The sequence below is a fragment of the Arthrobacter sp. ISL-72 genome (assembly GCF_018613755.1).
Classification (GTDB): domain Bacteria; phylum Actinomycetota; class Actinomycetes; order Actinomycetales; family Micrococcaceae; genus Arthrobacter.
Window position 1 is genome coordinate 1 of record NZ_JAGGPP010000004.1, and the last position, 24,488, is coordinate 24,488.

The 24,488-nt window shown below is 63.5% G+C and carries 26 protein-coding genes and 2 pseudogenes; 11 read left to right on the plus strand and 17 right to left on the minus strand.

The window, feature by feature from the left end; translation table 11 throughout:
- Positions 1 to 259: 259 nt before the first annotated feature.
- The 4 genes from J7I92_RS02925 to J7I92_RS02940 all read right to left on the minus strand — a co-directional run bounded on the left by J7I92_RS02925 (position 260) and on the right by J7I92_RS02940 (position 2,720).
- Positions 260 to 532 (minus strand): DNA gyrase subunit A, encoded by a 273-nt coding sequence (locus tag J7I92_RS02925; protein ID WP_214837127.1) that lies wholly within the window; start codon positions 530 to 532, stop codon positions 260 to 262.
- Positions 533 to 1,012: 480 nt separating this feature from the next.
- Positions 1,013 to 1,597, minus strand: a complete 585-nt coding sequence (locus J7I92_RS02930) for a hypothetical protein (RefSeq protein ID WP_214837130.1) — start codon at positions 1,595 to 1,597, stop codon at positions 1,013 to 1,015.
- Positions 1,598 to 1,864: 267 nt separating this feature from the next.
- Entirely contained in the window at positions 1,865 to 2,068 is a 204-nt protein-coding gene (locus tag J7I92_RS02935; RefSeq protein ID WP_214837133.1) for a hypothetical protein, read from the minus strand.
- 457 nt (positions 2,069 to 2,525) lie between these two features.
- Positions 2,526 to 2,720, minus strand: a complete 195-nt coding sequence (locus J7I92_RS02940; RefSeq protein WP_214837135.1) for a hypothetical protein — start codon at positions 2,718 to 2,720, stop codon at positions 2,526 to 2,528.
- 2 nt (positions 2,721 to 2,722) lie between these two features.
- Here J7I92_RS02940 and J7I92_RS02945 point away from each other — a divergent pair, with 2 nt between their 5' ends.
- Both J7I92_RS02945 and J7I92_RS02950 read left to right on the plus strand, forming a co-directional pair.
- Positions 2,723 to 2,863 carry a DUF4235 domain-containing protein gene (locus J7I92_RS02945; RefSeq protein WP_214838116.1) on the plus strand — a complete coding sequence of 47 codons (141 nt, stop codon included), beginning with the start codon at positions 2,723 to 2,725 and terminating at the stop codon, positions 2,861 to 2,863.
- 298 nt (positions 2,864 to 3,161) lie between these two features.
- Positions 3,162 to 3,392, plus strand: a complete 231-nt coding sequence (locus J7I92_RS02950) for a hypothetical protein (RefSeq protein ID WP_214837138.1) — start codon at positions 3,162 to 3,164, stop codon at positions 3,390 to 3,392.
- An 877-nt stretch (positions 3,393 to 4,269) separates the two neighbouring features.
- Here the strand turns inward: J7I92_RS02950 and J7I92_RS02955 are convergent.
- Positions 4,270 to 5,082 carry a DUF2382 domain-containing protein gene (locus tag J7I92_RS02955; RefSeq protein ID WP_214837141.1) on the minus strand — a complete coding sequence of 271 codons (813 nt, stop codon included), beginning with the start codon at positions 5,080 to 5,082 and terminating at the stop codon, positions 4,270 to 4,272.
- Positions 5,083 to 5,410: 328 nt separating this feature from the next.
- Between J7I92_RS02955 and J7I92_RS02960 the strand changes: the two genes are divergently transcribed.
- Positions 5,411 to 5,587 carry a CsbD family protein gene (locus tag J7I92_RS02960; RefSeq protein WP_214837144.1) on the plus strand — a complete coding sequence of 59 codons (177 nt, stop codon included), beginning with the start codon at positions 5,411 to 5,413 and terminating at the stop codon, positions 5,585 to 5,587.
- A 189-nt stretch (positions 5,588 to 5,776) separates the two neighbouring features.
- On the opposite strand, the gene J7I92_RS02965 is transcribed toward J7I92_RS02960, so the two are convergent.
- The 4 genes from J7I92_RS02965 to J7I92_RS23700 form a co-directional block, all read right to left on the minus strand.
- A complete protein-coding gene (locus tag J7I92_RS02965) occupies positions 5,777 to 6,874 on the minus strand; it encodes a YihY/virulence factor BrkB family protein (RefSeq protein WP_214837148.1) in 1,098 nt (365 codons plus the stop codon).
- Positions 6,875 to 6,943: 69 nt separating this feature from the next.
- The gene (locus J7I92_RS02970) at positions 6,944 to 7,579 is read right to left on the minus strand and encodes a DUF3618 domain-containing protein (protein WP_214837151.1); all 636 of its coding nucleotides are present in this window, start codon (positions 7,577 to 7,579) and stop codon (positions 6,944 to 6,946) included.
- Positions 7,576 to 8,007, minus strand: coding sequence for a phage holin family protein (locus J7I92_RS02975; protein ID WP_214837154.1), 432 nt, complete (start codon positions 8,005 to 8,007; stop codon positions 7,576 to 7,578). Before J7I92_RS02975 ends, J7I92_RS02970 begins: the two co-directional genes overlap by 4 nt.
- On the minus strand, positions 8,004 to 8,807 hold the full coding sequence (locus J7I92_RS23700; RefSeq protein ID WP_251039395.1) for a hypothetical protein: 804 nt from the start codon (positions 8,805 to 8,807) through the stop codon (positions 8,004 to 8,006). Before J7I92_RS23700 ends, J7I92_RS02975 begins: the two co-directional genes overlap by 4 nt.
- Before the next feature lie 375 nt (positions 8,808 to 9,182).
- Between J7I92_RS23700 and J7I92_RS02985 the strand changes: the two genes are divergently transcribed.
- Both J7I92_RS02985 and J7I92_RS02990 read left to right on the plus strand, forming a co-directional pair.
- Positions 9,183 to 9,767 carry a MarR family winged helix-turn-helix transcriptional regulator gene (locus J7I92_RS02985; RefSeq protein WP_251039396.1) on the plus strand — a complete coding sequence of 195 codons (585 nt, stop codon included), beginning with the start codon at positions 9,183 to 9,185 and terminating at the stop codon, positions 9,765 to 9,767.
- Between the two features lie 297 nt (positions 9,768 to 10,064).
- Positions 10,065 to 10,505, plus strand: coding sequence for a phosphatase PAP2 family protein (locus tag J7I92_RS02990; protein WP_311380057.1), 441 nt, complete (start codon positions 10,065 to 10,067; stop codon positions 10,503 to 10,505).
- Between the two features lie 372 nt (positions 10,506 to 10,877).
- Here J7I92_RS02990 and J7I92_RS02995 read toward each other — a convergent pair whose 3' ends face one another.
- The 3 genes from J7I92_RS02995 to J7I92_RS03005 form a co-directional block, all read right to left on the minus strand.
- Positions 10,878 to 11,084 (minus strand): hypothetical protein, encoded by a 207-nt coding sequence (locus tag J7I92_RS02995; protein ID WP_214837160.1) that lies wholly within the window; start codon positions 11,082 to 11,084, stop codon positions 10,878 to 10,880.
- A 267-nt stretch (positions 11,085 to 11,351) separates the two neighbouring features.
- Complete coding sequence (locus J7I92_RS03000) at positions 11,352 to 11,789, minus strand: VOC family protein (RefSeq protein ID WP_214837162.1); 438 nt, start codon at positions 11,787 to 11,789, stop codon at positions 11,352 to 11,354.
- A gap of 609 nt (positions 11,790 to 12,398) precedes the next feature.
- Positions 12,399 to 12,782, minus strand: a complete 384-nt coding sequence (locus J7I92_RS03005) for a DUF1801 domain-containing protein (RefSeq protein WP_251039397.1) — start codon at positions 12,780 to 12,782, stop codon at positions 12,399 to 12,401.
- Between the two features lie 779 nt (positions 12,783 to 13,561).
- Here J7I92_RS03005 and J7I92_RS03010 point away from each other — a divergent pair.
- Positions 13,562 to 14,377 (plus strand): MBL fold metallo-hydrolase, encoded by an 816-nt coding sequence (locus J7I92_RS03010; protein WP_214837165.1) that lies wholly within the window; start codon positions 13,562 to 13,564, stop codon positions 14,375 to 14,377.
- Positions 14,378 to 15,161: 784 nt separating this feature from the next.
- On the opposite strand, the gene J7I92_RS03015 is transcribed toward J7I92_RS03010, so the two are convergent.
- From J7I92_RS03015 to J7I92_RS03025, 3 genes are read right to left on the minus strand one after another with little or no spacing between them, the layout of a single operon-like run.
- On the minus strand, positions 15,162 to 16,217 hold the full coding sequence (locus J7I92_RS03015; protein ID WP_214838125.1) for a DNA polymerase IV: 1,056 nt from the start codon (positions 16,215 to 16,217) through the stop codon (positions 15,162 to 15,164).
- 32 nt (positions 16,218 to 16,249) lie between these two features.
- Positions 16,250 to 17,266 (minus strand): hypothetical protein, encoded by a 1,017-nt coding sequence (locus J7I92_RS03020; RefSeq protein ID WP_214837168.1) that lies wholly within the window; start codon positions 17,264 to 17,266, stop codon positions 16,250 to 16,252.
- On the minus strand, positions 17,263 to 17,856 hold the full coding sequence (locus J7I92_RS03025; RefSeq protein ID WP_251039398.1) for a DUF2867 domain-containing protein: 594 nt from the start codon (positions 17,854 to 17,856) through the stop codon (positions 17,263 to 17,265). Before J7I92_RS03025 ends, J7I92_RS03020 begins: the two co-directional genes overlap by 4 nt.
- A gap of 84 nt (positions 17,857 to 17,940) precedes the next feature.
- Here J7I92_RS03025 and J7I92_RS03030 point away from each other — a divergent pair, with 84 nt between their 5' ends.
- Positions 17,941 to 18,507, plus strand: a complete 567-nt coding sequence (locus J7I92_RS03030; protein ID WP_214837170.1) for a TetR/AcrR family transcriptional regulator — start codon at positions 17,941 to 17,943, stop codon at positions 18,505 to 18,507.
- 331 nt (positions 18,508 to 18,838) lie between these two features.
- On the opposite strand, the gene J7I92_RS24490 is transcribed toward J7I92_RS03030, so the two are convergent.
- Positions 18,839 to 19,291 carry a nucleotidyltransferase domain-containing protein gene (locus J7I92_RS24490; protein WP_396020345.1) on the minus strand — a complete coding sequence of 151 codons (453 nt, stop codon included), beginning with the start codon at positions 19,289 to 19,291 and terminating at the stop codon, positions 18,839 to 18,841.
- 497 nt (positions 19,292 to 19,788) lie between these two features.
- On the opposite strand from J7I92_RS24490, the gene J7I92_RS03035 reads away from it, so the two are divergent.
- The 3 genes and pseudogenes from J7I92_RS03035 to J7I92_RS03045 all read left to right on the plus strand — a co-directional run bounded on the left by J7I92_RS03035 (position 19,789) and on the right by J7I92_RS03045 (position 21,862).
- The gene (locus J7I92_RS03035; protein ID WP_214837173.1) at positions 19,789 to 20,145 is read left to right on the plus strand and encodes an FAD-dependent monooxygenase; all 357 of its coding nucleotides are present in this window, start codon (positions 19,789 to 19,791) and stop codon (positions 20,143 to 20,145) included.
- Between the two features lie 18 nt (positions 20,146 to 20,163).
- Positions 20,164 to 21,021, plus strand: a pseudogene (locus J7I92_RS03040) (FAD-dependent oxidoreductase); the annotation flags it as partial.
- Between the two features lie 81 nt (positions 21,022 to 21,102).
- Positions 21,103 to 21,862, plus strand: a pseudogene (locus J7I92_RS03045) (class I SAM-dependent DNA methyltransferase).
- A gap of 37 nt (positions 21,863 to 21,899) precedes the next feature.
- Here J7I92_RS03045 and J7I92_RS03050 read toward each other — a convergent pair.
- Positions 21,900 to 22,826, minus strand: coding sequence for an AraC family transcriptional regulator (locus J7I92_RS03050; protein ID WP_214837179.1), 927 nt, complete (start codon positions 22,824 to 22,826; stop codon positions 21,900 to 21,902).
- 274 nt (positions 22,827 to 23,100) lie between these two features.
- Between J7I92_RS03050 and J7I92_RS03055 the strand changes: the two genes are divergently transcribed.
- Positions 23,101 to 24,450 (plus strand): sugar ABC transporter substrate-binding protein, encoded by a 1,350-nt coding sequence (locus J7I92_RS03055; protein ID WP_214837181.1) that lies wholly within the window; start codon positions 23,101 to 23,103, stop codon positions 24,448 to 24,450.
- Positions 24,451 to 24,488 lie beyond the last annotated feature (38 nt).

Sequence of the window (24,488 nt, forward strand, 5' to 3'; positions counted from 1 at the left end):
GACGATCCGTCCGGATAGGGATCCCTCAACGGACACTTTGGGGGCGGGTCTAGCACGCCAGGGCTGCCATGGTCCGTGGCCCAACAGTGAGAGGGACTTGGCAGTGGCGCGTAGGTGCTGCGCGGGTAGTCGTGTCGAGCGTGCGTCGTGCCGGACGCGGACTAATCGCCGCCACGGAGTTCATAATGCACTTCATGGCGCTGAAAGCTGGGGAGCGAGACCAGGACGATCAACCGTAAGCGGATCGCACGCGACAAGTTCAGCGCCCATCGGGCAACTTTGATCTAAGTTCTTCTGCATAGGAAGCGATGGCCTGACGCTGGCCTCGGGTGAATCTTCTGGCCTGCAGGTCGAGGACTGCCCGGCTGCGCACTTCTCCCACGCCCAACAGTTGACCCACGCGACGGATTGCTTCGTCCAGGTCCTCTGAATCCTCAATCACCTGGAAGACCTCGTCCCGCCGATCCATCGCCTGCACCAGAGCCTCGTGGATCATCAATTGTTTCCTCGTCTGCCGCTCATCCTCATCCATGCCGCGATTCTTGCACGACCGGCAGTCTTGGGGCATTTCCGTCCAGTTTGGGGATCCTCAGGCGGGACAACACTGAGTACAGCGAATCTGTCCCGCTCAACGCGTTCCACAAAGGGGGACCCCGCTATTGGGACGGTTTCAAGCGTCTATACGGACGCCCCTTACCGGACGTTGGCAATGAAACCGACCACCACTCTGGGCCGGTTTGCGGGATCTCCTTGTGGTCAATCTGGGAGTACTCTCATCCCGTAAGAGGCCGTGGGAGGACGCTCGATGAAAAAATGGCAGCCGCCTATCATCACACTCCTTTTCGTCGCGGCAGTTGTCATTCTCTATTTCAACGGGCTTTTAGGAAACACGGCGGTCCCCTAATCCGCACCTACCCGTTCCGTTTGCCCCGATGAGGTCCTTTCCCTATGCGAGCACTGGCGCAGGCTGCGCTATTGACGCCCGATTCAGGCTATCGGCTAACTGGTCTCGTTACTCGGGCGGGGAATCCCGGGTTATCAGTCGTGGTTCGGCGTGGGCGGTGGCAGTGGGCGGTCCCTGCCACATCTTGATGAAACGTGGCAGGCCTTTGCCTCGCTCTGATTCGGAGGACAGGACAGACACCGGTGATGGCGGTTCCTTCCAGAACTGGACCAGGTGCCGCTCGGCCGGCGATTCCACGACCTCGTCAAAGGCTGTGTCCCGGCCGGTGGCATGAAGCCGGGCACGGTAGCTGCCCTTCTCATCGCCCATAACCGTGCCGATATCCTTCGTCTCCCAGCCTGTGGGCTCATTGAAGTAGGCCCGCCCCTCGGGGAACATCAGGGACACCTCGTGGATGTCTTCCCATCCGGACGCGGGTACCTCCGGTTTCGCACCGAGGATCTCCACCGTCAAGTCGATCGGCCCTGAATACACGCCGGTGGAAACCAACGGAATCCTCAGCGACAAGTCCTGCCTCTCGCCACGCATCGACGCTTGCAGGGCAGCTACAGGGTCTGCCGGAGGAAAAGGCTCCACCACGAAATCCACGACATGGTGCCATGCCCTGATCACGAAAGCTGCCGATTCGATCACAGGCCCTGCCTTTCAAGCAGTATGGACACGGAACGTGCCTGCTTCAATTACCCGCATTGGAACATAAAGGACGCTGGCCAGTACAGAGCAAGTTCCGAGCGTCTCAGGTTCCAAGAAGGTGACAAGACTGGACCTAGCGTTGCATCTGAGGGCCGTGAACGGTCGGATCAGGATGCACCCAGGAGATGGCGGCAGCCAAAACCGTCCCCTTCAGCGTTCCCCTTTTCGGGACATCTCTTCGTAGGACCTCGGCATGGCGGTTGTCTGCTACTGACCGGCAAGTTCCAGCGCGGCCCGTATCCTGATGCTGTGGAGCGGGTGCTGTTGGACCGAATTGTCGAGACCGACTACGGACAGCTCGATCTCGTGTGGAGTCCAAGCGGTGGTTTCGATGGAAACTTCGACCGCTTCTTCGCTGGTCAGGTCAATGGTTTGGTCGGCGCTTCCGACCCCGATGGGGTGTACATCCATCTCGCCCGCCGGTCAGGTGGGTCGCCCCTACGCATAGTTCTATTGGGCGCGCCACCCACGGGCGACGATGTCTCTTGGGAGGACGTCGTCGAGGTATCGTTCATCCTCCCCGAAGGACCCCAAATGCGGTGGAATACCTGGGCGGGCGAGAGCTGGGGAATACTGGGCGGCCTCCCACACGGCAGCTACCGATTGCGAGTCAGCGCCAAGGGACGAGATCAGGGGCACGCCGGTGAGTTTTCCGAACACCCGGTCGATGCCTATCTCCTCCAGATGTGGCCCGCACCTCCACAGTCAGACGCCGTTTTGCGCACTGGGAGCGAGGACGGGCGATACTGGCACAGCGAGGTAGGTAATCGTCGATAACCAAACGCCCCACCAGAAATTGGAAACGAATGACGGCCCCAAGTGGCCAATTTTTTTGTTCGTCCTACTGGCAGTCGCCTTCCTGGTAGTGCTAGAACAGCAATTCGACGTCGAACTCGTCGGACGGGTCACCGGTAAGCTCCCACGCCGCGTCCCGGACGACGTCTTGGATTTCTTCGGCGGTAGTGACTGTGCGCAGGCTGGTCGACCCGCTGGCGACACTGCCCAGTGTGACGGTGGCGACCGTTCGGGGGACGCCGCTGACCCTAACGGTGTCGGCGGTCATCCCTGTCCACCGGCTACGCCTTAAAAGAGATCCTGATCGCCGCCGCCATCCAGGGCGCTATCTTCGCCGTGGTTAAGACGGTCCTGGACCGCGGCGGCGCGCGGCTCTTCGAGCGCTGGACCGGAGAACGGCCCGGCGAGTGAACGCCGGCTTCCGCCAGGACCGAGGCTGCAACAGGGCGGGTCGACTGACGCCTGCTGACCTCCATGAACCCGGAGGCGACGGTTGAGAACGTGAAGCGCGATATTAATGAAGTCACGACCACAGACACCCATGAGCACTCTGATCACCCCCGACCTCGGAACGGCCCAAGGATGCCCGGCCTGAGGAAATTCAGCAGGATATTGAGCGTACCCGTGAGGAGTAGGGAGAAACCGTAGGGGTCCTGGCCTGGCCTCCAAGCTCGACTTCAAGGCACAGGCCAGGAACAAAGCTGATGCCGTGAAGGCACGCGCCGGGAGCGCCGCTGCCGCTGCCCGAAAGCGGGTATCGGACACTGCAGCCTTGGCAAGCGGGCGGTTCAGCGAGATATCGCGCAAGGAATCAGAATACGCACCCAAGAACGGCGGGCAACGGGCACAGCTGATGATTGCCGCCACCGGTGTTGCCGCAGCGGCGATCGTCGCCTTGATATGGCGCGCCTGCACGCGGTCCTCAAGACCATCCAAGTGATCGGCGGCCAATAGGCTCCGCCGGGCACCGGCGGCCGCAAGAACGCCAGCAAGTCCACTGGTGTTCTTGCTGCTCTTCAAGGCCTGGTGTTCGGGTTGCGGCGCGTGGAGAACCTGTCTGGGACATTTCGTCCATCATCCAGGTCTGTGTCTGCGCGGATAATGATGTGGTTCTCTTAGATGGCGGACTGGGTGGCGGCTGGATCGTTGGGGATCGCCCCGTTTCCAATCGCCCCGTTCTCAGGTGTCTGTTCCATTGGAGGCTCGACTGGGGCTTCCCCGACTGGGCGAAGGGCGCGCCAGAGGCTGGCGCCACAAAGCGCAGCGGCTGCCGCGATTCCGGTAATCAACCACGGCTTCCGAGACGGCTTTTCAGACCGGGCCAACTCCGCGCCCAGGTCCGGCGCGGAAGAGTTAGCCTTCGCTGTGATCCGGGTTATCCGCTCATGGACCCGGGGAGTCACGGCCCCCACTCCCCCGGCGAGTTCGTCGGCAATCGTGCGCAGGCTAGCTTGAATCCGCGGAGAAGCTGCCTCGAGGCCGCTGTCGATCCCGGTCAGTGCCCGGTGTAAGGCGGCTTCGATTCCGGGTGTTGCCCACTCCCTGCCCTTGGCCAGCTGGGTAAGGAGATTTTCTTGGAGATGGTGGGCGCGAGCGGTGGGGACGGAATTTTGTGATGTATGCACGGTTGCCTCCATGGGGTGGGTGTCAACGGAAAAAGCTGATGTTTCCCTACAAACAGTCTTGTTTTGCAGGAATGCGCGAGGCGGATCGCCGAACGTTTGCAGCGCCTAGATGGCCGCTGGGAGGGGTCTACTGGGGGCACACCGGGGTCATGGGCAGAGGCCCTGGCCCCGGTGCCTGCGCCGTCGGGGGTGCTATCTGCGGGTTTCGCCAGTGTCGGTATCGGTGTCGATGTTTTCCTTGCGGACTTCCTCCTGGACGGTGACGTCATCGGTCACGGTGTCCTTGTCGAGGCGGACCCGTTCGACCGGGACGGTTTCCTTCTCCACGACGGGGCGTTCCTCGTGCAGGGTGACCTCGTGTTCGTCCTCGGTGAGGTCCGGGCCGGACATCGCGGCGCCGCGGTTTTCCTCGGTGATCGGTTCGCGTTCGAGCCGGGCTTCCTCACGTTCCACCGGAACGGTCTGGGTGACGTTTTCGGTGGTGACGTACTTGCGCAGCCGCGCCCTGCCCGTGGCCTGCTTCTCGGTGCCGACCCGGAGGCGTTCCTCCGAGCGGGTCATCGCATCATCGGTCCCGCCGGCAGAGGTGTCCCTCCCCATCGTTCCGGTCGTTTCCCTGGACGCGTACGTGTCGGTGCCGGTGTCGGTCCTGCCGGTGTCGCGGGTGGTGTCGGTGTAGGTGGTGCCTCCGCCGAGACCGTAGTGCCCGTAAAGGCGGTCTTCCTCGCCCGGCTCCAGGTGGCCGTCCTCGGCGACCCTGGGTGCGTCTTTGACTTGGTCCTTGGTGTACGGGACGAGGATGTCGTTGCCTTCGATGCGTGCGCCTTCGAGCGGGACGAACGATTCGGACGTGCCGAACAGCCCGGTCTTGACCGTCACGAAGGTGGGTTCGCCGCTGTTGTCGTCGGCGTAGACCTGGCCGATGGAGCCGATCTTGTCCCCGTCGGTGGTCAGGACGTTACCGCCGGCGTTGAGCACACCGTCAATGTTTTCCCTGGTGAACATGATGTCTCCCTTGGATCTTGTTTCGGTTCGTTGAACTTGGCTACCGGGTTTCTTTGTATAAGGATCCCGTGCGGTGGTGACTGCTCCGTACCGGTGCGGGTTGTCACCACCGGGGGTGTGATGTGAGGGCATTCTGGACTCGGTGAAAGAGGGGCGGCCGGCAGGACCCGCGGCGGAAGCTCTCTGACCGGCCTTTCCATACTTATCCCATAAGCATACTTACTATTGGGCTGGCGGGCACAGGAGAATTTTCGGTTGTGGTCGCTAGGAAGGAACAGTCAGCCGCCGGCGGCAGGCCGGCGGGGCGCGAACCGTAGGGAGAAACGCCATGGGTTTGGATGACAAGATTAAGAACGCCGCAGACAAGCTGAGCGGCAAGGGCAAAGAAGCCGCAGGCGAAGCGACCGGCGATGAGAGCCTCAGGGCCGAGGGTAAGGGCGACCAGGCCAAGTCGGATCTGAAGCAGGCCGGTGAAAAGATCAAGGACGTCTTCAAGAAGGACTGACTGCGACAGCCGCTGAGATAAGTGAACGACACTCTGCATAAATGAGTGGGTGTAGCCTCGCCAGGGAGCTGCACCCATTTTCCTCATCCTTCCCGGACGGTTTTCCCGAAGCCGTGGACCACACTGCCGTCCACGGGATAGGGACGTCCAGCCGGGACGGTCGGGGGGACCCCACGGTGCCGTGCGTGATCACTGTCGCCGGTTCCGGCCGTCAGGCCTGTCTTTGTCCTGGCTGTGCTGCTCGCGCAGTTCCCGGCCGCGCTGGATGTCTTCCTCTTCCTGCTCGTGAAGTTTGTCGCTCTTCTTCGTGCCGCGTGGCGGCAGCTGAAGGGTTTCCTCCGCCTCGATGCCCCCCTGCAACTCCCGGCCGCGCTCCATCTCGGCGTCGAGCTCCGCACCGAACAGCAGCGACATGTTCAGGATCCAGAGCCACAGAAGCATGACGATCACGCCGCCGATCGCGCCGTAGGTCTTGTTGTAGTTGCCGAAGTTGGCAACGTAGAATCCAAATCCCAGCGAGGCCAGCACGAAGATCATCAACGCGATGAAGGAGCCGACGCTCATCCAGCGGAACTTGGGCTGTTGGACGTTGGGGGTGGCGTAGTAAAGGATCGCTATGACCACGATGACCAGCAGGATAATGACCGGCCACTTGGCAATGTTCCAGACCGTCAGGAACACCCCGCCCAGTCCCAGGACGCCTCCGACTGCTTCGGCAACAGGGCCGCTGATCACCAGCATGGCCGCGAGCAGCGCAACGATGACCACGGACAGCACCGTCACACCGAGCATGGTTCCGCGGAGCTTGACGAAGCCGCGGCCTTCATCGATTTCATAAACCCGGTTCATGGCACGGCCGAACGCGCCCACGTAGCCCGAAGCGGACCAAAGGGCCGTTGCGAGGCCGATGACCAGGGTGAAGCCGGCCGCCGGTGACGTGGTGAGTTCTTCGATGGGCTGGCGGATCACATCCACTGTGGAACCAGGTGCAATGCCGCGCACAATATCCAGGAGTGCTGCCGTCGTTTTGTCCGCCTGGCCAAAGATGCCGAGCAGGGACACCAGGGCGAGCAGCGCCGGGAAAAGGGAGAGGACAGCGTAGTAGGTCAGGGCCGCGGCGAGGTCGGGGCATTGATCCTGGCTGAACTCCCGAAGGGTTTTCTTGGCGATGTATTTCCAGGACGGCTTGGTGACATCCGTGGGGCTGTCGGGTTTGCGTTCGTCATCGGGCGCGGGCGCGGTGTCCGCCTTGGCTGTGCTGGATTCCGGGGCTTCATTCGTGGCCATGGGACCACCCTCCTCACTGGGGCCATGATGGGCAGGCCAATCCTCGGCTGGCACGCCCGTGATGCAGCGTCAGGTGTTCTGGACGTGGTCCTTCGCCTCCGCCGCACTGTCCTTGACGTCGGAAACGGCCACTTGGCCTTCTCCCTTGACGGTTTCGGCGGCTTCGGTGGCAGTTTCCTTGACGTTCTCCATGGCTTCCTGGGCTGGTTCCTTCAGGCCCTGGGCCATGTCCTTTGCGGTTTCGGTCAGCTGGGTCGTGACCGGCTCCGCAGCGGACTTCAGGCTCTCCGCGGCTTCGCGTTCCTTCTCGCTCGGCGGGATCAGGGACGAGACGAGCAGGCCGGCGCCGAAAGCGATCAGCCCGGCAGCGAGCGGGTTGCCCTGGGTTTTGGCCGCGGCCTTATGCGGGGCTTCGGAGATGGCTTCGCCGGCGTCGTGCATGGTGGAGCTGACGGCGGAGCCTGCATCGCTGATGGCGGATCCGGCAGTGCCGGTGGTCGAGTGGACCTTGGAGGTGGCGCGGCCCGCGGTGCCCATGACTTTCTCCTTCACTCCGAAGACGGCGTCCCTGACCTTGTCCTTGACCTTGTCGGTCTGGCGGTGGACGACGTTGGACGGTGTCACTTTGTCGGCCACGGCGTCCACGTTGGTTCCGAGGCGTGCCCGGGTTTCTTCGATGTCGGCGCGGATGGCGTTTTCACTCATCGGTTCTCTCCATTGGGTTTCAGGGTGGGCGGGATTTCCTGGATTGTCTCGGCGGTCTGGGGCATGCCCTTGATCTTCTTGAGTTCCTTCCGGCCGACCGAGGCGAGGATGGCGGCGATGATGCCCCAGATGACGGCAACGACGACGGCGGACCAGCCCAGGCCCATCAGCCCGCCCAGGGCGTACCAGAGGGCGATGGAGAGGAACAGGAGAACGAAGTGCCCGGCGACGCCGGCGCCGGCGAGCATGCCGCCGCCCTTGCCGGCTCTCGTTGCGGACTGTTTCGCTTCGACCTTGGCGAGCTCCAGTTCCTGACGCATCAGCGTGGAAAGATCCCGGGTGAGATCACCCAAGAGCTCCCCGAGGGAATTGGTGTCCGCCTTGGCATGCGCGGCTGTCGGAGGTGTCTCCGGTATCTGGCTGCTCACAGCTGGCGTCCTTCACCTTCAACATACGGGTCATCGGGATCGCGCAGCGGAACGCCCGCTGACCCAGGAGCGGCGAATCCGCGCCGTGCTGGCTCCCCATAGACGGTCTCGCCGTAAGCGGGAGCGTTGATCGTGGCTTCGTCGTAGAACGGCTCACCGGTTCCCGCTGCAAGGGTGCTTTCCGCCGCCAGCGGGGACTGGACGGGCTGCGCGGGGACGGTTGTGCCGGTTGCCGAAGTGGCGGCCGGGGCGCCTGCCTGAAGACTGCGGCCCAGCCGGCCGGCCAGTACGCCGGCGCCGGCTGCGAGGAGCAGGAACGTGCCGGGACGTTGACGCGCGAAGGTCTTGACCTCGTCCAGCAGCGAGCCCGGATCCCTGTTCTCCAGCCAGGATGCGACGGACTGGGAGCGGTCCGCTGCCTGGCGGATCAGGTCGGAGGCGACACCTTGCTGGTCGGGTGCTTCCGCCATCGTGCGCAGCTGTGAGGAGATGCTGCGGATCCCTCCGGCGGCCTTCTGCTGCTGAGCGCCTGCCTGGCTTGTCAGGTCGGATTTTGCCTGATGAAGAAGATCCCGGGCGTTGGTTTTTACCTCGGAAGCGACGTTGGCAGCCTCGGCCTTGGCCGTCCCGGCCACGTTCTGCGCGGCGCCGGCGGCCTGGCCAGCCACATTCGCCGCTTCTTCCTTGGCGACGTCCTTTTGGGAACTCTCGGGCTCAACGGAGAGTCCCGGCGTTCCGGCGCTCCGGTACTGGTCACTGGTGGTCGGCGGTGCAGCCTCGGGCCATTGGTTCTCAGTCATCGTTGCTCTCTTTCAGGAGGGGGTCAGCTGGCGAAAGAACCAGCACGGCCGGGTTCGATTAGTAAGCAGGGTTACTAACTGAATCGTACGCACACTTGCTATCTGGTGCGCAAGGGCAAATTGGGGGAATTGCTGCCGCGGTTCTCGCCAGGAGTTTCGGGAGGTGTCCTCGGGGCAGTTTCCGAGTCACCGGGCTAGCGTTCATTCCCTCGACGCTTCGAGTTCAGGAGGCGAGCCGGCAATGTCCCCCCGCGGGGCTGCGGCCGGGCTCGGATTAGTAAGCGTGCTTGCTAGCGCGATGCTAAGCAGGTTTATCGTAGTGGGAAGCAATGTCCGTCAGGGAGGCATTGTCCCGCGAGAGCGAACCGATCGCGGATGCCAACCGCGGAGCGGGATGACCGACGAAGTGACGTTGATGAAGAAGTCGAAAAGGAACCCATCGAGACCGGTTGGGTCGAGGACAGGCTGCCGATGACCACCGAGCCTCAGCCGGACCTCCGGGCCAGCTACCGGCTGCTGTCTCTGGCAGCCCGTCTGGTCCAGCGCCGCCAGGACGACGCCTTGGCACCGCTTGGCCTGACGCGGGCCGCCGTCATAGCTCTCGATGGAATCGCTACCGGCCCGCGGAACCAGGAACAGCTTGCCGCCATAGTGGACGTGAAAAGCCAGACGCTCGGGAAGGTCCTGACCCGGCTCCAGGACCGAGGACTCCTCACAAGGACACGGCACCCTTCGGACCGGCGCCAACTCATTGTCGAGTTAACCGGTGCAGGGGAGGCGGCCTTGGCTGCTGCCCGCAAGGCAGAGATCGACGCCTTTCCGGCTGACATGGACCCTGAAGACTGGAGAATACTTCAGGAAGAACTCGCCAAGTTCGTCGCCTCACTTCACGCTCCGCAACGGGGCTCCGAAACATCCCCGGAGCCAACCCGCCTAGTGCCGGGAACTGGGACACCGTGAAAGCGCGCCGCGTCGTAGTCTTACAGGGAAAGAGCGTGTGACAACACACGACATCAGACTCATTAGCCGCCTGCGCCGGTGACCCGAGGTCAATCGGTGAGGCGGGCCGTGGTGAAACGTAAGTAGGCTGGTCACGTGGCGGGAACCCTCCAGGAAGCCGGGAAAACTGTTGGGCCGCTGGACAGGGCCCTGGTCGACCGTGTCAGTCGTCTCCCCGCCGGCGCCGCCGACGATGCGTTTCAGAGGTTGTCTTGGGCCGCAAATTACAGAAAGCTCTGGTTTGCGGCAGCAGGGGCGATGGCCCTGCGAAACGGCCGGCCACGGCGGGCTGCTGCCCATGGCCTGATCGCGCTTGCTCTGGCTTCGGGCACGAACGCGGTATTCAAGGCGCTGCCGCCTTCGCGGCCGCGACCCGAGCAGCTGTCTTTCCTGCGATTCGGGCCTCCGGAATCCGGCAGTTCTTCCCTGCCGTCGGGGCATTCGGCGTCCGCGGCGGCTTTTGCCACCGGTGTCGCCCTGGTGAGTCCAGGACTGGGCGCCGCCGTCATTCCCGTCGCCGCGGCCGTCGGATATTCCCGCGTGCACACCGGCGCGCACTGGCCCTCCGATGTCGTCCTTGGGTCTGCACTGGGAATCGGCGCAGCGCTGCTGACCAAAAATTGTGGCCAGGCCTCCCAGGCCTTGCCCGCGTGCCGCCGATTGATGCTTTTTGGCGGCAGCGGCTCCTGGACCTTTTAGAGGTTGACCGGCCAGAACTCCTGCTGCAGCCTCACCGTCGGAAGCGTGCGGTGGGACGTCCCTAATGGCCCGAATGTCGGACCCGGAACTGCTGGTCGGGGCCGGGCAACGCTCGGGCACCAGGCCGGGTGCGGTGTTATCTGCCACGCCCCTTGCCCAGGCCGGCCGCCTGCCCGGGCGGGGGCGTGTTCCGGAGCCGGTAAGATTCCCTGCATCACATACGTTTCCAGGGCGGCCCCCTTGGCCCGGGCACGGGCGGAGTGTTCGCCTTGGGTGGGGGTGCTGCCACCGCAGGGAAAGGTGGGCAGCATCAGCGGGGTGGTCAGTGCGTCTGGTGGTCTCGGCGGCATGACACCTCCACTACTGGTCCGGCTAGAGCCCGAGTCCCCCGAGCTTGTCGCCGAATCCGCCGGGAAGCTTGCCCAGGAGGCCTGTGGGGTCGATGCCGAGCTTGGACAGCAGTCCCGCGTGCTGGTCGGTATCGACTTGGTCCGGCAGTTCCGTTTCGGCTTGTGCGGCCTTGTCATTGTCGCCCTTGGACCTAAGGAACTCGAGGATCTGGGACTTATCGATCTGCATGGTGTTCTCCTTTGCCGGTTTCCAGAGCTACTAAGTGCACTTACTACCTTTCCGGAAAAAGGCCTCCTGAACAAGTACATGCGAGGCCTGAACAAGTACGCGCTGGGCCCAGTTCCTGTCTAGCGCTCTTTGGCTTGGCGGGCATTGTGTCACCGCCCGATGAAGGAGCACTTTCAGTGCTTCGAAGTGTCCCGCTCAGGGTTCCTTTGCCGGACGGTCTCTCGACCCTGGGCCTAACAATGCGGGCCGATTGGGCCGATTCGGGCGTCAGTCTTTCTTCAGTTCCTCGGCGAGCATCACGAGGATCCCGCTGGGACCGCGGAGGTACGTGAGTTTGTAGAGATCGGCGTACGTCGCCACGCCGCGTAGCGGATAGCATCCGTGCTTTGCAGCTACCTCAAGGGCCTTATCGATGTCGTCTACCGAGAAGGCCACGCGGTGCATGCCAATGTCGTTGGGACGCGTCGGGTTCGACTCGATCGCCTCGGGATGGATGTATTCGAAGAGCTCAAGTCGACCATGACCGTCCGGGGTCTGGAGCATCGCGATGTTGGCGTGGTTTCCATCAAGTCCAACGGCAATATCGGTCCACTCGCCTCTGACCGTGTCACGGCCGATGACCGTAAGACCGAGATCGGTGAAAAAGGCGATTGCTGCTTCGATGTCGCGAACAGCGATACCCACATTCTCAAATTTGATGGCCATGCGTTGAAAGCTACCAAGGCGGAGCGATTAGCTCCAGTGGCGAGGCGCCACTGTCTGTTCGTTGGCCGGGTTCCGAGACCGCGTCGCTGCTCTTGGCCTTTGTCTGCGTCAGTATCCACCGTGTGCGCAGCGCACGCCAGCGGTGGTGCGCCAACCCCACACCATCGCCGCGATGAATGCGGGGAGGACCCGGCCCACGTTCAGCTCTGCTGAGACCGCATCGAGGGTTGACTGCGACTCACCCGCTCGGGAAGACGGTCGAGGAGCGACAGAACGTCCGGACGGTCGTGCATTTGGTCGAGCCAGGGCTGCTTCGTCCAAGGGAATGGGCTCTGCGGCCGGGCTTCGCCATCGAGGGCTTCCGCCAGTACGGCGGGGATGCGCGTTGTCACGGGCCAATCCTCACCCAATACAGGGACAATTTCCCTGTGCACTGGGCATGTCGTTGGCAAAGAACTTAGCGCACCGATCATTCTTGGCCCAAAGGGGCCGTAACTGTCCCAGTGAGGGTTCGCCAATGGACCGGCTTGCGGACACTTTCTCAGTCTCCTCATTTGCCGGGGGCACCCCACGTGAGGCGGCCCCCGACCGGTGTCAGGTCGACGTGGGTCAGAGGTGGCCGGTGGCCTTCCGTACCAGCGCTGCGATCACCTTCTCGTCGGAGGGTGAAATTTCCGTGATCGCGAATCCGGTGGGCCACATGGTGCCATCGTCCAGTTGTGCGGGCCCGAAGAAGGCGAGATTGCCATACCGCGCCTTGAACTTCGCTCGCTCCTGATAAAAGAGGATGATATTGCCCTGCGCATCCGCGTAACCGGGGCTGCCGTAGAAAAGCTTGGGGCTCAGCGACGGTGCGGCCTCCGTGACGATCGCATGGATGCGCTCCGCGTTCGTCTTGTCCGGCTCGTCAAGCGCGGCGATCTTGTCGAGAACCGACTGTAGGGCCTCGGCTGCGCCCTGCTGCTGCTTTAGCTCCTTGGCGCGCTGCTTCATCGCGGCCCGCTCCTCAGCGGTGAACTTGGACCCAGAACTTTCGACTCTGCCATGCGCCCATTCTTGCAAACGTGGTGAGCCGCAGCGCTCCGTAGCGACGTTCCCCAAGGCTGCGTGCCACGCTGGGCGTGCCGTGAGGGGTTCCTTCACCCGTGCGGCAAACTCAGACGCTCGGTGTGGTCAGCGCATGCAAACTCGATTGATAGACCCGCGAGAGATCAGACCACACAAGTGGATGACCCGACATACCGCGTCTGCTTCTGGGCCGACAGCGGCGGCGCAAGGGAAGAATGGGAACTCGCTGGCGCTGATCTCGATGAGGTACTGCACTGGATTCCACTGCAATCTCGGGGACGATCCCACAGCTCTGGGCAGTGATCCGTTCGCCGGGAGACGCCTGCCAGATACGGCTGCGTGGAAATGACCTTGACATCGATCTTAAAACATTGCCGAACTGGGCGAAGCAGGTGCGCCGGCTCGCGCGTCTTCCCGGGTGAGCAATCCCATCGCGACGTGTCGCCTGAGCCGGTCGGCAAGGATATTTGAAGCGATCGCCTCCTCTGAGCCGGACCGCAGCTCTCGGAACTAGCGACGGTCCCCGAAAAAAGACGATGTCGCGGAGGACGAACACGCTCCAGGCGATCACCGAACATCTCGATGCCGGCGCCGATCGGCCCCCCGACCGCGGCTCCCACTCTTCGCCCATACTGCTAGCGATGCACCCCCGCCAGGTACTACAGTCTCGACAAGCGGTTGCAAACCACAACGGAGGGAGCCCCGTGCTGAGGCAGGTCGCGGAGGGTGTGCTGATCCACGAGAGCGAGTTCTGCCAGAGTAACGCCGTTGTCGTGCAAGGCCGGGCTGGCGTGTTGCTCATCGACCCGGGAGTGCACGGCGACGAAATGGCCTGCCTCGCGAACGACCTGTCCGATTCGGGCCAGACCGTTGTGGCAGGTTTCTCGACGCATCCTCATTGGGATCACTTGCTCTGGCACGCCGGGCTCGGCGCGGCGCCCCGTTACGGCACTGCGCGCTGCGCGGCCACCGCCCGAGATCGACTGTCCGGCGGGCTCGATTCACGTCGGCTCGGCATCCCCGAGCAGGTACCGCTGGACCTGCTCGGCCTCATTTCCGGCTTGCCCGCCGAGACGGCGCAGATTCCGTGGGACGGCCCTCTTGTCCGGATTGTCGAGCATCAAGCGCATGCCCCGGGTCATGCGGCGCTGTTGATTGAGGAACGCGGGGTTCTCGTCGCCGGCGACATGCTTTCTGATGTCTTGATTCCGATGCTCGACTTGAACGACACCGCTGACCCGATCGAGGACTACCTCGCCGCGCTGCGGCTGCTCGAGGGCGTGGCGGGCGACGTCGACGTCCTCGTCCCCGGCCACGGGTCCATCGGCGGATCTAATCAGGTACGCGCACGGATCAACCAGGATCGGGCGTACATGCACGCCTTGCGTGACGCCCATGTTCCCAGCGACCCGCGGGTCGGCCCGTCGGACATGCCCGGCTGGGACTGGGTGGCCGGCGTGCACGCACGGCAACTCCAACTCCTCGGCCTAAGAAGCGAGCGCGACGGAACGCCCGGCTAGCGATCACATACCGGCCACTGGCGGCTGTCCCGTACAAGGTTCCCCCTTTCGTATCTCTCTTTGAGCGGTGGGCTTTCCGCCTGAAGTAGGCGTGCAGGGTCCTGGCCGGTGAACGGTACGCGTCAGGTCACGCACACGGCGTGGGGCCGTGCGAATGGAAACAACGCGACAGCGGTCAACAATCTCTACTATGGGTTCTCCAACCAGATCGGCAACGCGTGCAACAGTCGCATGCGTTTAACCAATAGTGAAAATAGTTGCAATTTCTGATGGGAAAAATGACCTCGATAGTTTCTCCAAAACGCAAGCGCATTCTTCTCCAGGTCATCTTGATCGTGGTTGGCTTGGTTCTTCTAGTCGCGTCGACGGTTGCCCTGTACATGGCCGGCCTCGTCATTGATGAGCAAAGAATTGAACCCGGGGACTCGCTCGTACGGTTGTGACTCGGTTTGGCTGGTGGCCTCGTTGTCTCGATCTTCGGAGCCGGTTGGCTGCCGGACGGTAGTTACCCACCGGCCCGACGGGCATAGAACTGGCCGCTCACGGGTTGGCGGATTTCCTCGGCCTGCCAGAGCGGCTCCGGCTCCATCATTTCGGTAGGGCTGCCATTGGCTTCGTTCAGATTTTCGACAAACCGCCGCACGTGTGCGGCTATGCTGGGGCAAACGCTGCGGCGGGGCGATGTACGACGTCGGCACCGGGCTAGCCACCGGCGCACAGGACATCTACGAGCTTTTATCCGCCAAGCGATTCCTCCGCGCTGGTAAGGAAGGCAGCGACGCCGTCACCAACCGCCGCGCGTCGGGGTATGTCCCTTTCTGGCATCGTCGGGCATTGCCATTTCGGCCCGCAGGCCCAGGAGTCGGATCGGACGGTCCGCTTCGATTCCGGCTGCGAGGTCCAAGGCCCGCGCCAGGATTTCGTTCCTGTCGAATGTCTCGGGAATCTTCCTCGCGTGCGTTTTGGTGAAAAACGGCGCGTACCGAACCTTGAGGGTCAGCCCAACCACGGGCCGTCCTTCGGCCACAACATCCTCAAGCACACGCGCTGCCAGCTCCCTCACGGCGCCGTCCACCTGGGCAGGCTCGGTCAGGTCGCGCTGGAAGGTGGTCTCCCGGCTATGCCCGCGGGCAACCCACGGGGTGTCGTCCACAACGCCGGCGCCGTCGCCGCGTCCGAGCTCCGCGTACCAAGGACCCATCCTGGGGCCGAACTCCGGGACCAGGTCTTGTGGGTTGGACGCGGCGAGCTCGGCGACTGTATTGATGCCGAGTTTGGCCAGCCGGCCCGACACTTTGGTTCCGACGCCCCACAGGTCCTTGGTTGGCCGACTGCCCATGACATCGAGCCAGTTCCCGGCAGTGAGACGGAAGACGCCCGCCGGCTTGCCGAAACCGGTGGCGACCTTGGCTCGGACCAGGGTGTCGCCGATGCCCACGCTGCAATGCAGCTGCGTTCGCTCCAGGACCGCAGCCTGCATCTGCCGGGCGTAGGCTTCCGGATCCTCTGTCTCAGTGCCTACAAAGGCTTCATCCCAACCAAGCACCTGCACGGTGGCGCCGGGCTGTGCGCGCAAGGTAGCCATCACAGTTTCAGAAGCTGCGAGGTATGCCTCCTGATCGACGGGCAGGATCACAGCGTCTGGGACTTTCCGGGCCGCAATGCGTAAGGGCATTCCGGAACCCACGCCGAACGCCCTGGCTTCGTAGGATGCGGTCGACACCACAGCTCGTTCCGTGGGGTCGCCCCGACCGCCGACGATGATCGGCTTGCCCGCGAGCTCCGGCCGCCGGAGCACTTCGACCGCCGCGATGAACTGGTCGAGATCGACGTGCAGCACCCACCGGATTCCGCTCACGCCACCAGTCTGCCCTAAACATGGCTGACAAGCATCGCTCTCCACCGAGCTTGACCGCTGAGCCTGCGGCCTCCTCGAACCGTGTAGCTTGCTGCTGACGGCTCTTCCCGGCGGTGCAAACTGGTCTTCAGGCTCGACCTCGTGCTCACACGAGCCACCGCGCGGCGCCGCGCATGGAGGATCGACAGTCCGTAGGCCGTGGCTCCCGGCGTCGCGAGCGCGGCAAGGAGTGCGACAGCGGGCTGGATCTGCGCCCCTTCCGCGAGGAGCAGGTGAGCCGGCCCCTGCAGGGCCGCGCACGCGCATCCCGTCCAGAGCACGGCCCACAACGCATGCGCGGCCCCGATGGCCGGCGCCCTCACGTACGGCGCCGCGAAGACCGCAAGGGCGAGCAGGCCCGTGACGAGAAGACTCACTCGTTGGTCGAGTGATGCGAGGCCCCGCGGCCCGAGCTCCCCCGGACCAGCCGCGCCCCACATCGTCATGGCCGCGCCGAAGGGCAGCAGTCCGAGCGCGCCGACCACCGCAGCCCAGCCAGACGGTCGCCACGGAGGCTCGTCGAGGAGAACGCGCCAGCGTTGCAGCGCGTAGAGGGCCAGAAGGGTCGTCAGCGCGACGGCGAGGACGGAAAACCCAGAGTACACAAGGGCGAACGCCCATGCCGCGAGGCCGCCGTCGTCGGCTGCGGTCGGCGGCGCGCCCGAGACGAGCTGCAGCATTAGGCCCAGGGGCAGTCCGATCAGGATCGGGACGAGCAGCCCGGTCGCGCAGCCGCCGATGGTCACGACGAGCCAGGCGGGGATGCGATGGCCCCATGGTCGCGTGAGGACGAAGGCGAGGGCGATGGCGATGAGCTCCATGGCCGCCGTGACGGCGTTGCCGACCACGAATCGCGGAGTGCCCATCGTCGCGACCGCCGCTTCATCCTCCATCCCGATAGTGGCGCCAGCGAGCCACGACAACTTGAGGACTAGGTACGGCAGGGTGGCAAGCCCCGCCGCCAGGAAGTCGATCCGGCGCAAGGCGGTCATTCGGTGACCACCGTGCTCCGCGATCGCCAGGCCCCTTCCCACTGACGGGTCATCGCGGGGTAAACAATGAGCAGACGGAACGGCAGTATGGCCGCGAGGTAGAGGCGCCCGAACAATCCGTTGGGGCGGACGAGAACAGCCATCCGCAGCTCCCACCCGTCGTTGCCCTCAACCCATCCGAGGTGCATGACGGCGTGCACTGTGCCATTTGCGATCTCCCTCGCGGCCTCCCGCGGCAGTCTATAGAGCGACCTGAAGGGACTCCCCGACGGGTCGGCCTCGGCGGTGCCGCGCAGATCCTCAGGCAATCGGTCGCGGAGTGATCCGACGCGAGCGCCGAGGCCTTCCCGCTCCCTGTCCCACCCGAACAGCCTGCCGAGCCTCCAGCGCAGGGCGAAGAGCGCGCGGCTGATTCGCGAGGAGGATCCGGGGCCTCCTGCGGCGCGGATCGCCGCGAGCATCTTACCGGAGTCATCCGGCCCGGCACCCGGCGCCCGGTAGGACCAGACGTCCTCAATCTCGAAGTCGGGCGCGATCTCATGGATACGCCACGGGACGTCACGGTGGGCGGACTTAGGCAGTCGAGACATGGTCGCCTCCTGTACTTATACGGAACCGTATAGATGGCATAATAGCAACACTGTACGCTGGCGTATAGACCGGGAGGCGAACGGATGGCTCATAAGCGCACGCCACGGGAGGCATGGGTCCGCGCGGCCCTTGAGGCCCTCACGGAAGGCGGCCCTGAGGCGGTGCGCATTGAAGTGCTGGCGAAGCGCCTTGGCGTAACCAAGGGCGGCTTCTACGGGTACTTCGAGGGGCGCGACCAGCTTCTCGCCGAGGCACTCGATGTCTGGGAGCGCGAGGCCGCGCAGGCCGTCATCGACGAGGTCGAGCAGTCGCAGGGCAACGCCCAGGAGCGGCTCCGCTCCCTCCTGGCGAGCGTGAAGGCGCGCGAGGACACCGTACGAACCGAGTTCGCCATCCGCGAGTGGGCGCGACGCGACCCGGCGGTCGCGGCTCGCCTGCGTCGAGTCGACTACGCGCGCCTCGGCTACGTCCGCGAGTTGCACGACGAGCTTACCGGCGACGCCGCAGAGGCTGCCGCCCGCGCAGCAGTGACGATCGGCCTATGGCTCGCGGGCCACTACATGCGCTTCGACACCGAGGGCTTCGACCACGACGCCGTCCTGAAGCTCGTGTTCGATCGGATGACGGGCAAGGCGCAGGAGCTTCGCTGAGGGGGCCGATTCGCTGTGTCGCGCCAGAACGAGGTCCTCAGGATCCGGGCGAACCCGTCGACGTCGGCGAACTCCACGAGCGAGAAGCATTCGCGACGGACTTGGCCGGCGCATGGCAGGAACGGGGTGCGGGCTGCGGACTAGCTGATCCATGTCCCGCAATCCGGCCCGCTCCAGAAGCCGCTTCTCATTCGTAACCCACTCGGCGCGGGCAGTCAGGACCGCATGGGCCGTCATCATGGCGGACGTGGCCAGAGCGCCGGCCAGTTCGGTCAGCTTGCCGCTTCCGACGTAGGCGGCGCGTGCATAGTGCAGCGTCATCGCCGCCCGATCACGCCAAACGGGCGGAGCCGTTTCTTGCAGGCGCGGTGGGTATTCGGGACGAGGCAGGTCGCCGCGGAGGACGCGGTTCGTGGCCGTTTCGGCGACGACCGGGTAGCTGGGTATCCCTGCCAGATGGAACATGAGGGGCTCGATACGAAGCCGGCCTTGCCGGGCCTCCCGGCTCGATCTCCAGCCACGCGCCGCCATTGAAGACGCCGCCGCCCCAGCCGCCGATCTCAGAGACAGTTCCTTCCCAGCCCAGCGCTCTGAGGCTGCCGGGGTCGAAGCGATCCCGGTAGTACAGGGCAAAGTCCCAGTCGCTGGTCGGCTCGTGGGAGCCAGATACCCTGGATCCCCCGAGTGAGACCGACAGTACGCCGGGAAGAGCGGCGAGCTCATCGGCGACGTAATCAACAAGCGCAGAATCATCCACCTGGCACTCCTGTCGTCGGGGAAACACAGCTCTCTCACCGTGCCAAACCTGACCTGAGCTCCATCCACGAAGCCGCAAACCAAATCTCGGGTACAGCAGTGCGTAAAGCTACGGAATTCCTTGTCCTGAAGGCAACCATTCGCTCCATCTTCAGTCCCGGCGAGCCAGGAGTCAGAAGTTACTTTCTGCGGTTGACGATCAGTTCCTGGGCTGCATCAGTCGGTGCAGGCAGGTTGTGTAGGCGGTCATAGTTTGTTCGAAGGTGAGCAGTTGGAGACCGCCGTAGACGGCGGCGGCTGCTCCGCCGCCGTCGTCCTCCGGGGCATCGCAGAGGAGTAGCTCGCAGGTGCCTCCTTTCGCTGTCAGAGTTGCGATTCCCCATGGGTGTTCCGGCGCCGTCACGGCGCTACCCGTCGCTAAGCGTCCCCTCAGCAGATGGGGATCCACTCGCGCGATAGCCCCTCTCCACACCTGCATACTGCCGCTGCTACGCTCGACTTGTCACCTCTTCATCGGAGCTGAGCATGCAGGAGCAGCACGACGTCGTTGTTATCGGGGGCGGCCAGGCCGGGCTCGCGATGAGCAACGTGTTGCAGCAGCGCGGGCGGGAGCACGTCGTTTTGGAGCGTCGGCGAATCGGTGAACGGTGGCGCACCGAAAGATGGGATTCCTTGCGGTTTCAGTTCCCGAACTGGTCACTCCAACTGCCGGGCTACACATACCGGGGAAACGATCCCGACGGGTTCGCACACTACAGCGAGATCCTTCGTCTGCTGGAAGACTATGCCGCGAGCCCAGGGGCCCCTGTGAGTGAGCACACCGAAGTCCTCGCCCTTGCTGAACACCCCACGGGCGAGGGCTTTCAGGTGTCCCTGGCTTAGGGTTCCCTCCACGCGCAACGCATCGTGATCGCAACTGGACCTTTCCAGCTTCCACGTATCCCCCGGCTCGCTCATGACATCCCACCATCGGTGCTGCAGATCGACCCTACGGCCTACCGCTGCCCTGAGGCGCTGCCGGCAGGAGGCGTGCTGGTCGTAGGCAGCGGTGCCTCGGGTTGTCAGATCGCCGAAGAACTGCTGCATGCCGGGCGCAGCGTCTACCTGTCGGTGAGCCGGCACCGGCGCGCGCCGAGGCGCTTCAGAGGCAAGGATGTTTACTGGTGGCTGGAGGCACTGGGCCGTTTTGCGCAGACAATAGAGAGCTTCCCAGCTCGTCAATACCCACCTTCTACCGTTGTAACCGGCGTTAACGGCGGACACGACGTCAATGCTCGGCAACTCGCCCTTGACGGCGTCAAGGTGATTGGCAGAATCATCGGCGCGGATGGCCGGAACCTCGCTGTCCAAGACAACGCTAATCAGGTCCTTGACGAGGCCGACAGGGCCTACGTCGACTTCTTGTCGGCCGCGCGTCAATTCGTTAGCAAGGGGATCAAGGAGGATCTCGCGCAGGACGAGCCGCAGGAGCCGCTCCCTCTCATCACCGTGGAAGAGGTCCATTCGCTGGGTCTCACCAAGGGAGGCATCAACACGATCATCTGGGCGACCGGCTACGCCCACGACTTTGACTGGGTCAGAATTCCGGTGTTCGACGATCGAGGCCGGCCCCTCCAGCAGCATGGTGTCACTCCAATCCCGGGCCTGTACTTCCTCGGGCTGCACTGGATGCACACCTTCAAGTCAGGTCTGCTCTCAGGCGTTGGCGCGGACGCCGAATTTCTCGCCGATCACATGCATAGAACCACGGAGCGATGACTAGCTGGCTGGCAGGCGCTTGGGCCGGACCTTGACGTTGGCCGGTAGATAATCTGCGCAGTCGAGTGCAATAGTGGCGGGATGATCAACCAGCAACAGCTCTGGGACGACGCCGCCGCGAAACAGTATGACAAAGGGAGAAGGCATGTTCTCCCCGGAGGTACTGGCCCCCACGGTTGAGGTCTTATCAAAGCTCGCGGGCGACGGGCCGGCCGTTGAGTTTGCCATCGGCACGGGCCGTGTCGCCATCCCCCTTTCAGAGGCAGGGGTCCAGGTCAGCGGTATCGAACTGTCTCACGCGATGATCTCCCGTCTCCGTGAGAAGGTCGGAGAAGACTGCATTCCTGTCATTCAGGGCAACATGACCGAGGCAGCGGCGGGTGATAACTTCTCGCTTGCATTCCTGGTGTTCAACACCATCGCCAACCTCCTGACACAGGACGAACAGGTCCGGTGTTTCCAGAACGCTGCCCGCCATCTTGCACCTGGAGGGCGCTTCGTCATTGAACTCTGGGTGCCACAACTGCGTTCGCTGCCACCCGGGCACCGCGGGACAGTCGAGGTGAGTGACCCCGGGTATCTCCTGATCGATACCTACGACCTGCTGCACCAGCACGTCGTCTCGCACCACGTGCGCTTCGGCCAGGAACTATCGGACGGCCAAGACGCCAAGATCGGACGGACACCACAGCGATACATCTGGCCCAGCGAGCTGGACCTCATGGCGCGGCTTGCCGGGTTTGAGCTGGAATCCAGGTGGGCGGACTGGGACCGCAGTGAATTCTCCGGGGAATCCCGCAGTCATGTGTCGGTGTACCGGCTCACGCGGAGGAATACCTAAAGAACGCCCCAAGGAGAACGTTCCGCAAGCCGGTCGATCACGTGCTTTGGAGGCGTTGACGGTATTGCCGCGGGGTTTCCCCTGTGTCGTTGAGGAAGTGCCGGTTGAAATTGGACAGGTTGGAGAACCCGGTTTCGTAGCAAATCTCGGAGATGGGTTTGTCGCCGCGCTCGAGGAGGCGTCGCGCGTGGGCCAAGCGGAGTTTCCGTACTAGATCGCTGAAGTTCTGGCCGGTGGCCCGCTTGAAGTATTTCGAGAATGTCGGTTCGGTCATTCCGACCATGCCTGCAGCCTCGGACATCTTGACGTTGCCGGCGTGATTGCTGAATACATATTCGAGGACGATGTCGACCACGGCCGCTGCTTGGCCGTCGAGTTGCGGTCTGAACCATTCCTCGGCAAGGTAGCGCCGTTCCTGCTGTGGTGCCCGTGCCAGAATCACAAATAGCTCCAAGAGGTGGTGGAGTCGCTCCAATCCAGTTGAGGCGCCCATCGCCTCGATGGAGGCGGCCGCTTTTTTGGCTGAGCTCCCAAGAAACTCGATGCCGCGTGCGGACTGCTCCAGCACGGGCTTTAGCTCGGCCAGTTCAGGGACAAGGGAAGCCGTCTGCTGGACCCACTTTCCGTCGAACTGGATGACGGCGTCCCGGTTCTCCAGTACCTCGCCGGGTTCCAGGTCACTGACCCAGTCGTGCGGCAGCCCCGACCCCACGAGGGATACATGACCGGCCTCGAAGGTGCCGATGTGGTCTCCTACGATGAATTTTCCGGTGCCTTTCCGGATGAGGTGAATCTCATACTCAGGATGGTAGTTCCAGCGCGCCAGGGGGCTGGGGTAGTCGTGCTCGTGCCATCGGACGGAATGGTTTGGATCCGGCGGAATGACCTCCCTGTTGGCGCGCATTCCCAACAGCCTTTCAGCCAGCCGCGCCGTTGCGCCGTCGCTCGGGACAGCAGCACTCATTAGTTCTCCGGGTATGAGTATTTATGAAATATGGACAGCACCTTTAGCGCCTGTCCCCAGCCTAGCGGGTCCCGCCGGAGAAGGCGCCGGAAAATTAGTATCAGAAAAAGGCAACCACGGCGCTAGTTGCGCAGTATCCCCCACACCTAAAGTTGAGGAACATCAGCGCGGCACATCGGATCCCAGATCGTACGCCCCGCTCCAGTCCGGTATCTCGACGCAGCAGTCGAGGTGCGGCGGCTGTGCATCCCCATGAAGAACAAAGGAGTCCTCAATGCGCCCAAAAACTCGCGCTGCCGCACTGGCTGCCGGCGCCCTCTGCATCGCACTTTCCGCCTCTGCCTGCTCCGGTGCCGGCGGAGGCACAGCAGCAGGAGATCAGAACAGCATCAACGTCCTGATGGTGAACAACCCGCAAATGGAAGACCTGCAGAGGCTCACGGCGGATAACTTCACCAAGGACACCGGGATCAAGGTCAACTACACCGTTCTGCCGGAGAATGATGTCCGCGCCAAGATCAGCCAGGAGTTCTCCAGCCAGGCCGGCCAGTACGACGTGGCCTCGCTGTCGAACTACGAGATTCCGTTCTATTCGGAGAACAAGTGGCTGGCGCCGTTGGACAATGTGGCCAAGGACGCGGAGTTCAACCAGGCTGACATCCTCCCGGCCTACACAGCTTCCCTGACCGGCAAGGACGGCAAGCTCTACGGCGAACCGTTCTACGGAGAGTCCTCCTTCCTGATGTACCGCAAGGACATCTTCGATGCCAAGGGCCTGACGATGCCGGAGAAACCGACCTGGGACGAGGTCGCCGACCTGGCTGCCAAGGCCGACGGCGCGGCGCAGGGCATGAAGGGCATCTGCCTGCGCGGCCAGCCGGGCTGGGGCCAGGTCTTCGCGCCGCTGACCACCGTGGTGAACACCTTCGGCGGCACCTGGTTCGACAAGGACTGGAACGCGAAGATCAACGCCCCTGAATTCACCGAGGCCACCGAGTTCTACACCAAGCTGGTGCGTGAGCATGGCGAGGCAGGCGCAGCCCAGGCAGGGTTCACCGAATGCCTGAACAACATGAGCCAGAGCAAGGTTGCCATGTGGTACGACGCCACGTCCGCCGCCGGCGCCCTGGAAGCGGACGCCTCCCCGGTGAAGGGCAAGATCGGTTACGCCCAGGCACCGGTAAAGAAGACGAAGTCTTCCGGTTGGCTGTGGACCTGGTCCTGGGGTGTCCAGACCGCGTCCAAGAAGCAGGATGCAGCAGGGAAGTTCATCGCCTGGGCCAGCTCGAAAAAGTATGAGGAACTGGTGGCATCGAAGCTGGGCTGGGCCAAGGTCCCGTCCGGCAAGCGCATCTCCACCTATGAGAACGCCGAGTTCCAAAAGGCCGCGCCGTTCTTCGAAGCGGAGCGCTCCGCCATCGAAAACGCCGATCCGAAGAACCCCGGCGTGCAGGAACGCCCCGTCGTCGGCATCCAGTTCGTCGGCATCCCCGAATTCGCCGACCTCGGCACCACGGTCTCCCAGGGTGTCAGCTCCGCCATCGCCGGCCAGGGCACCGTGGCCGACGCGCTGGCCAAGGGCCAGGACGCCGCACAAAAAATCGGCGACAAGTACAAGAAGTAACCACCCACCAAACGGTTCCGTGGCCCGCCTGCGGGCGG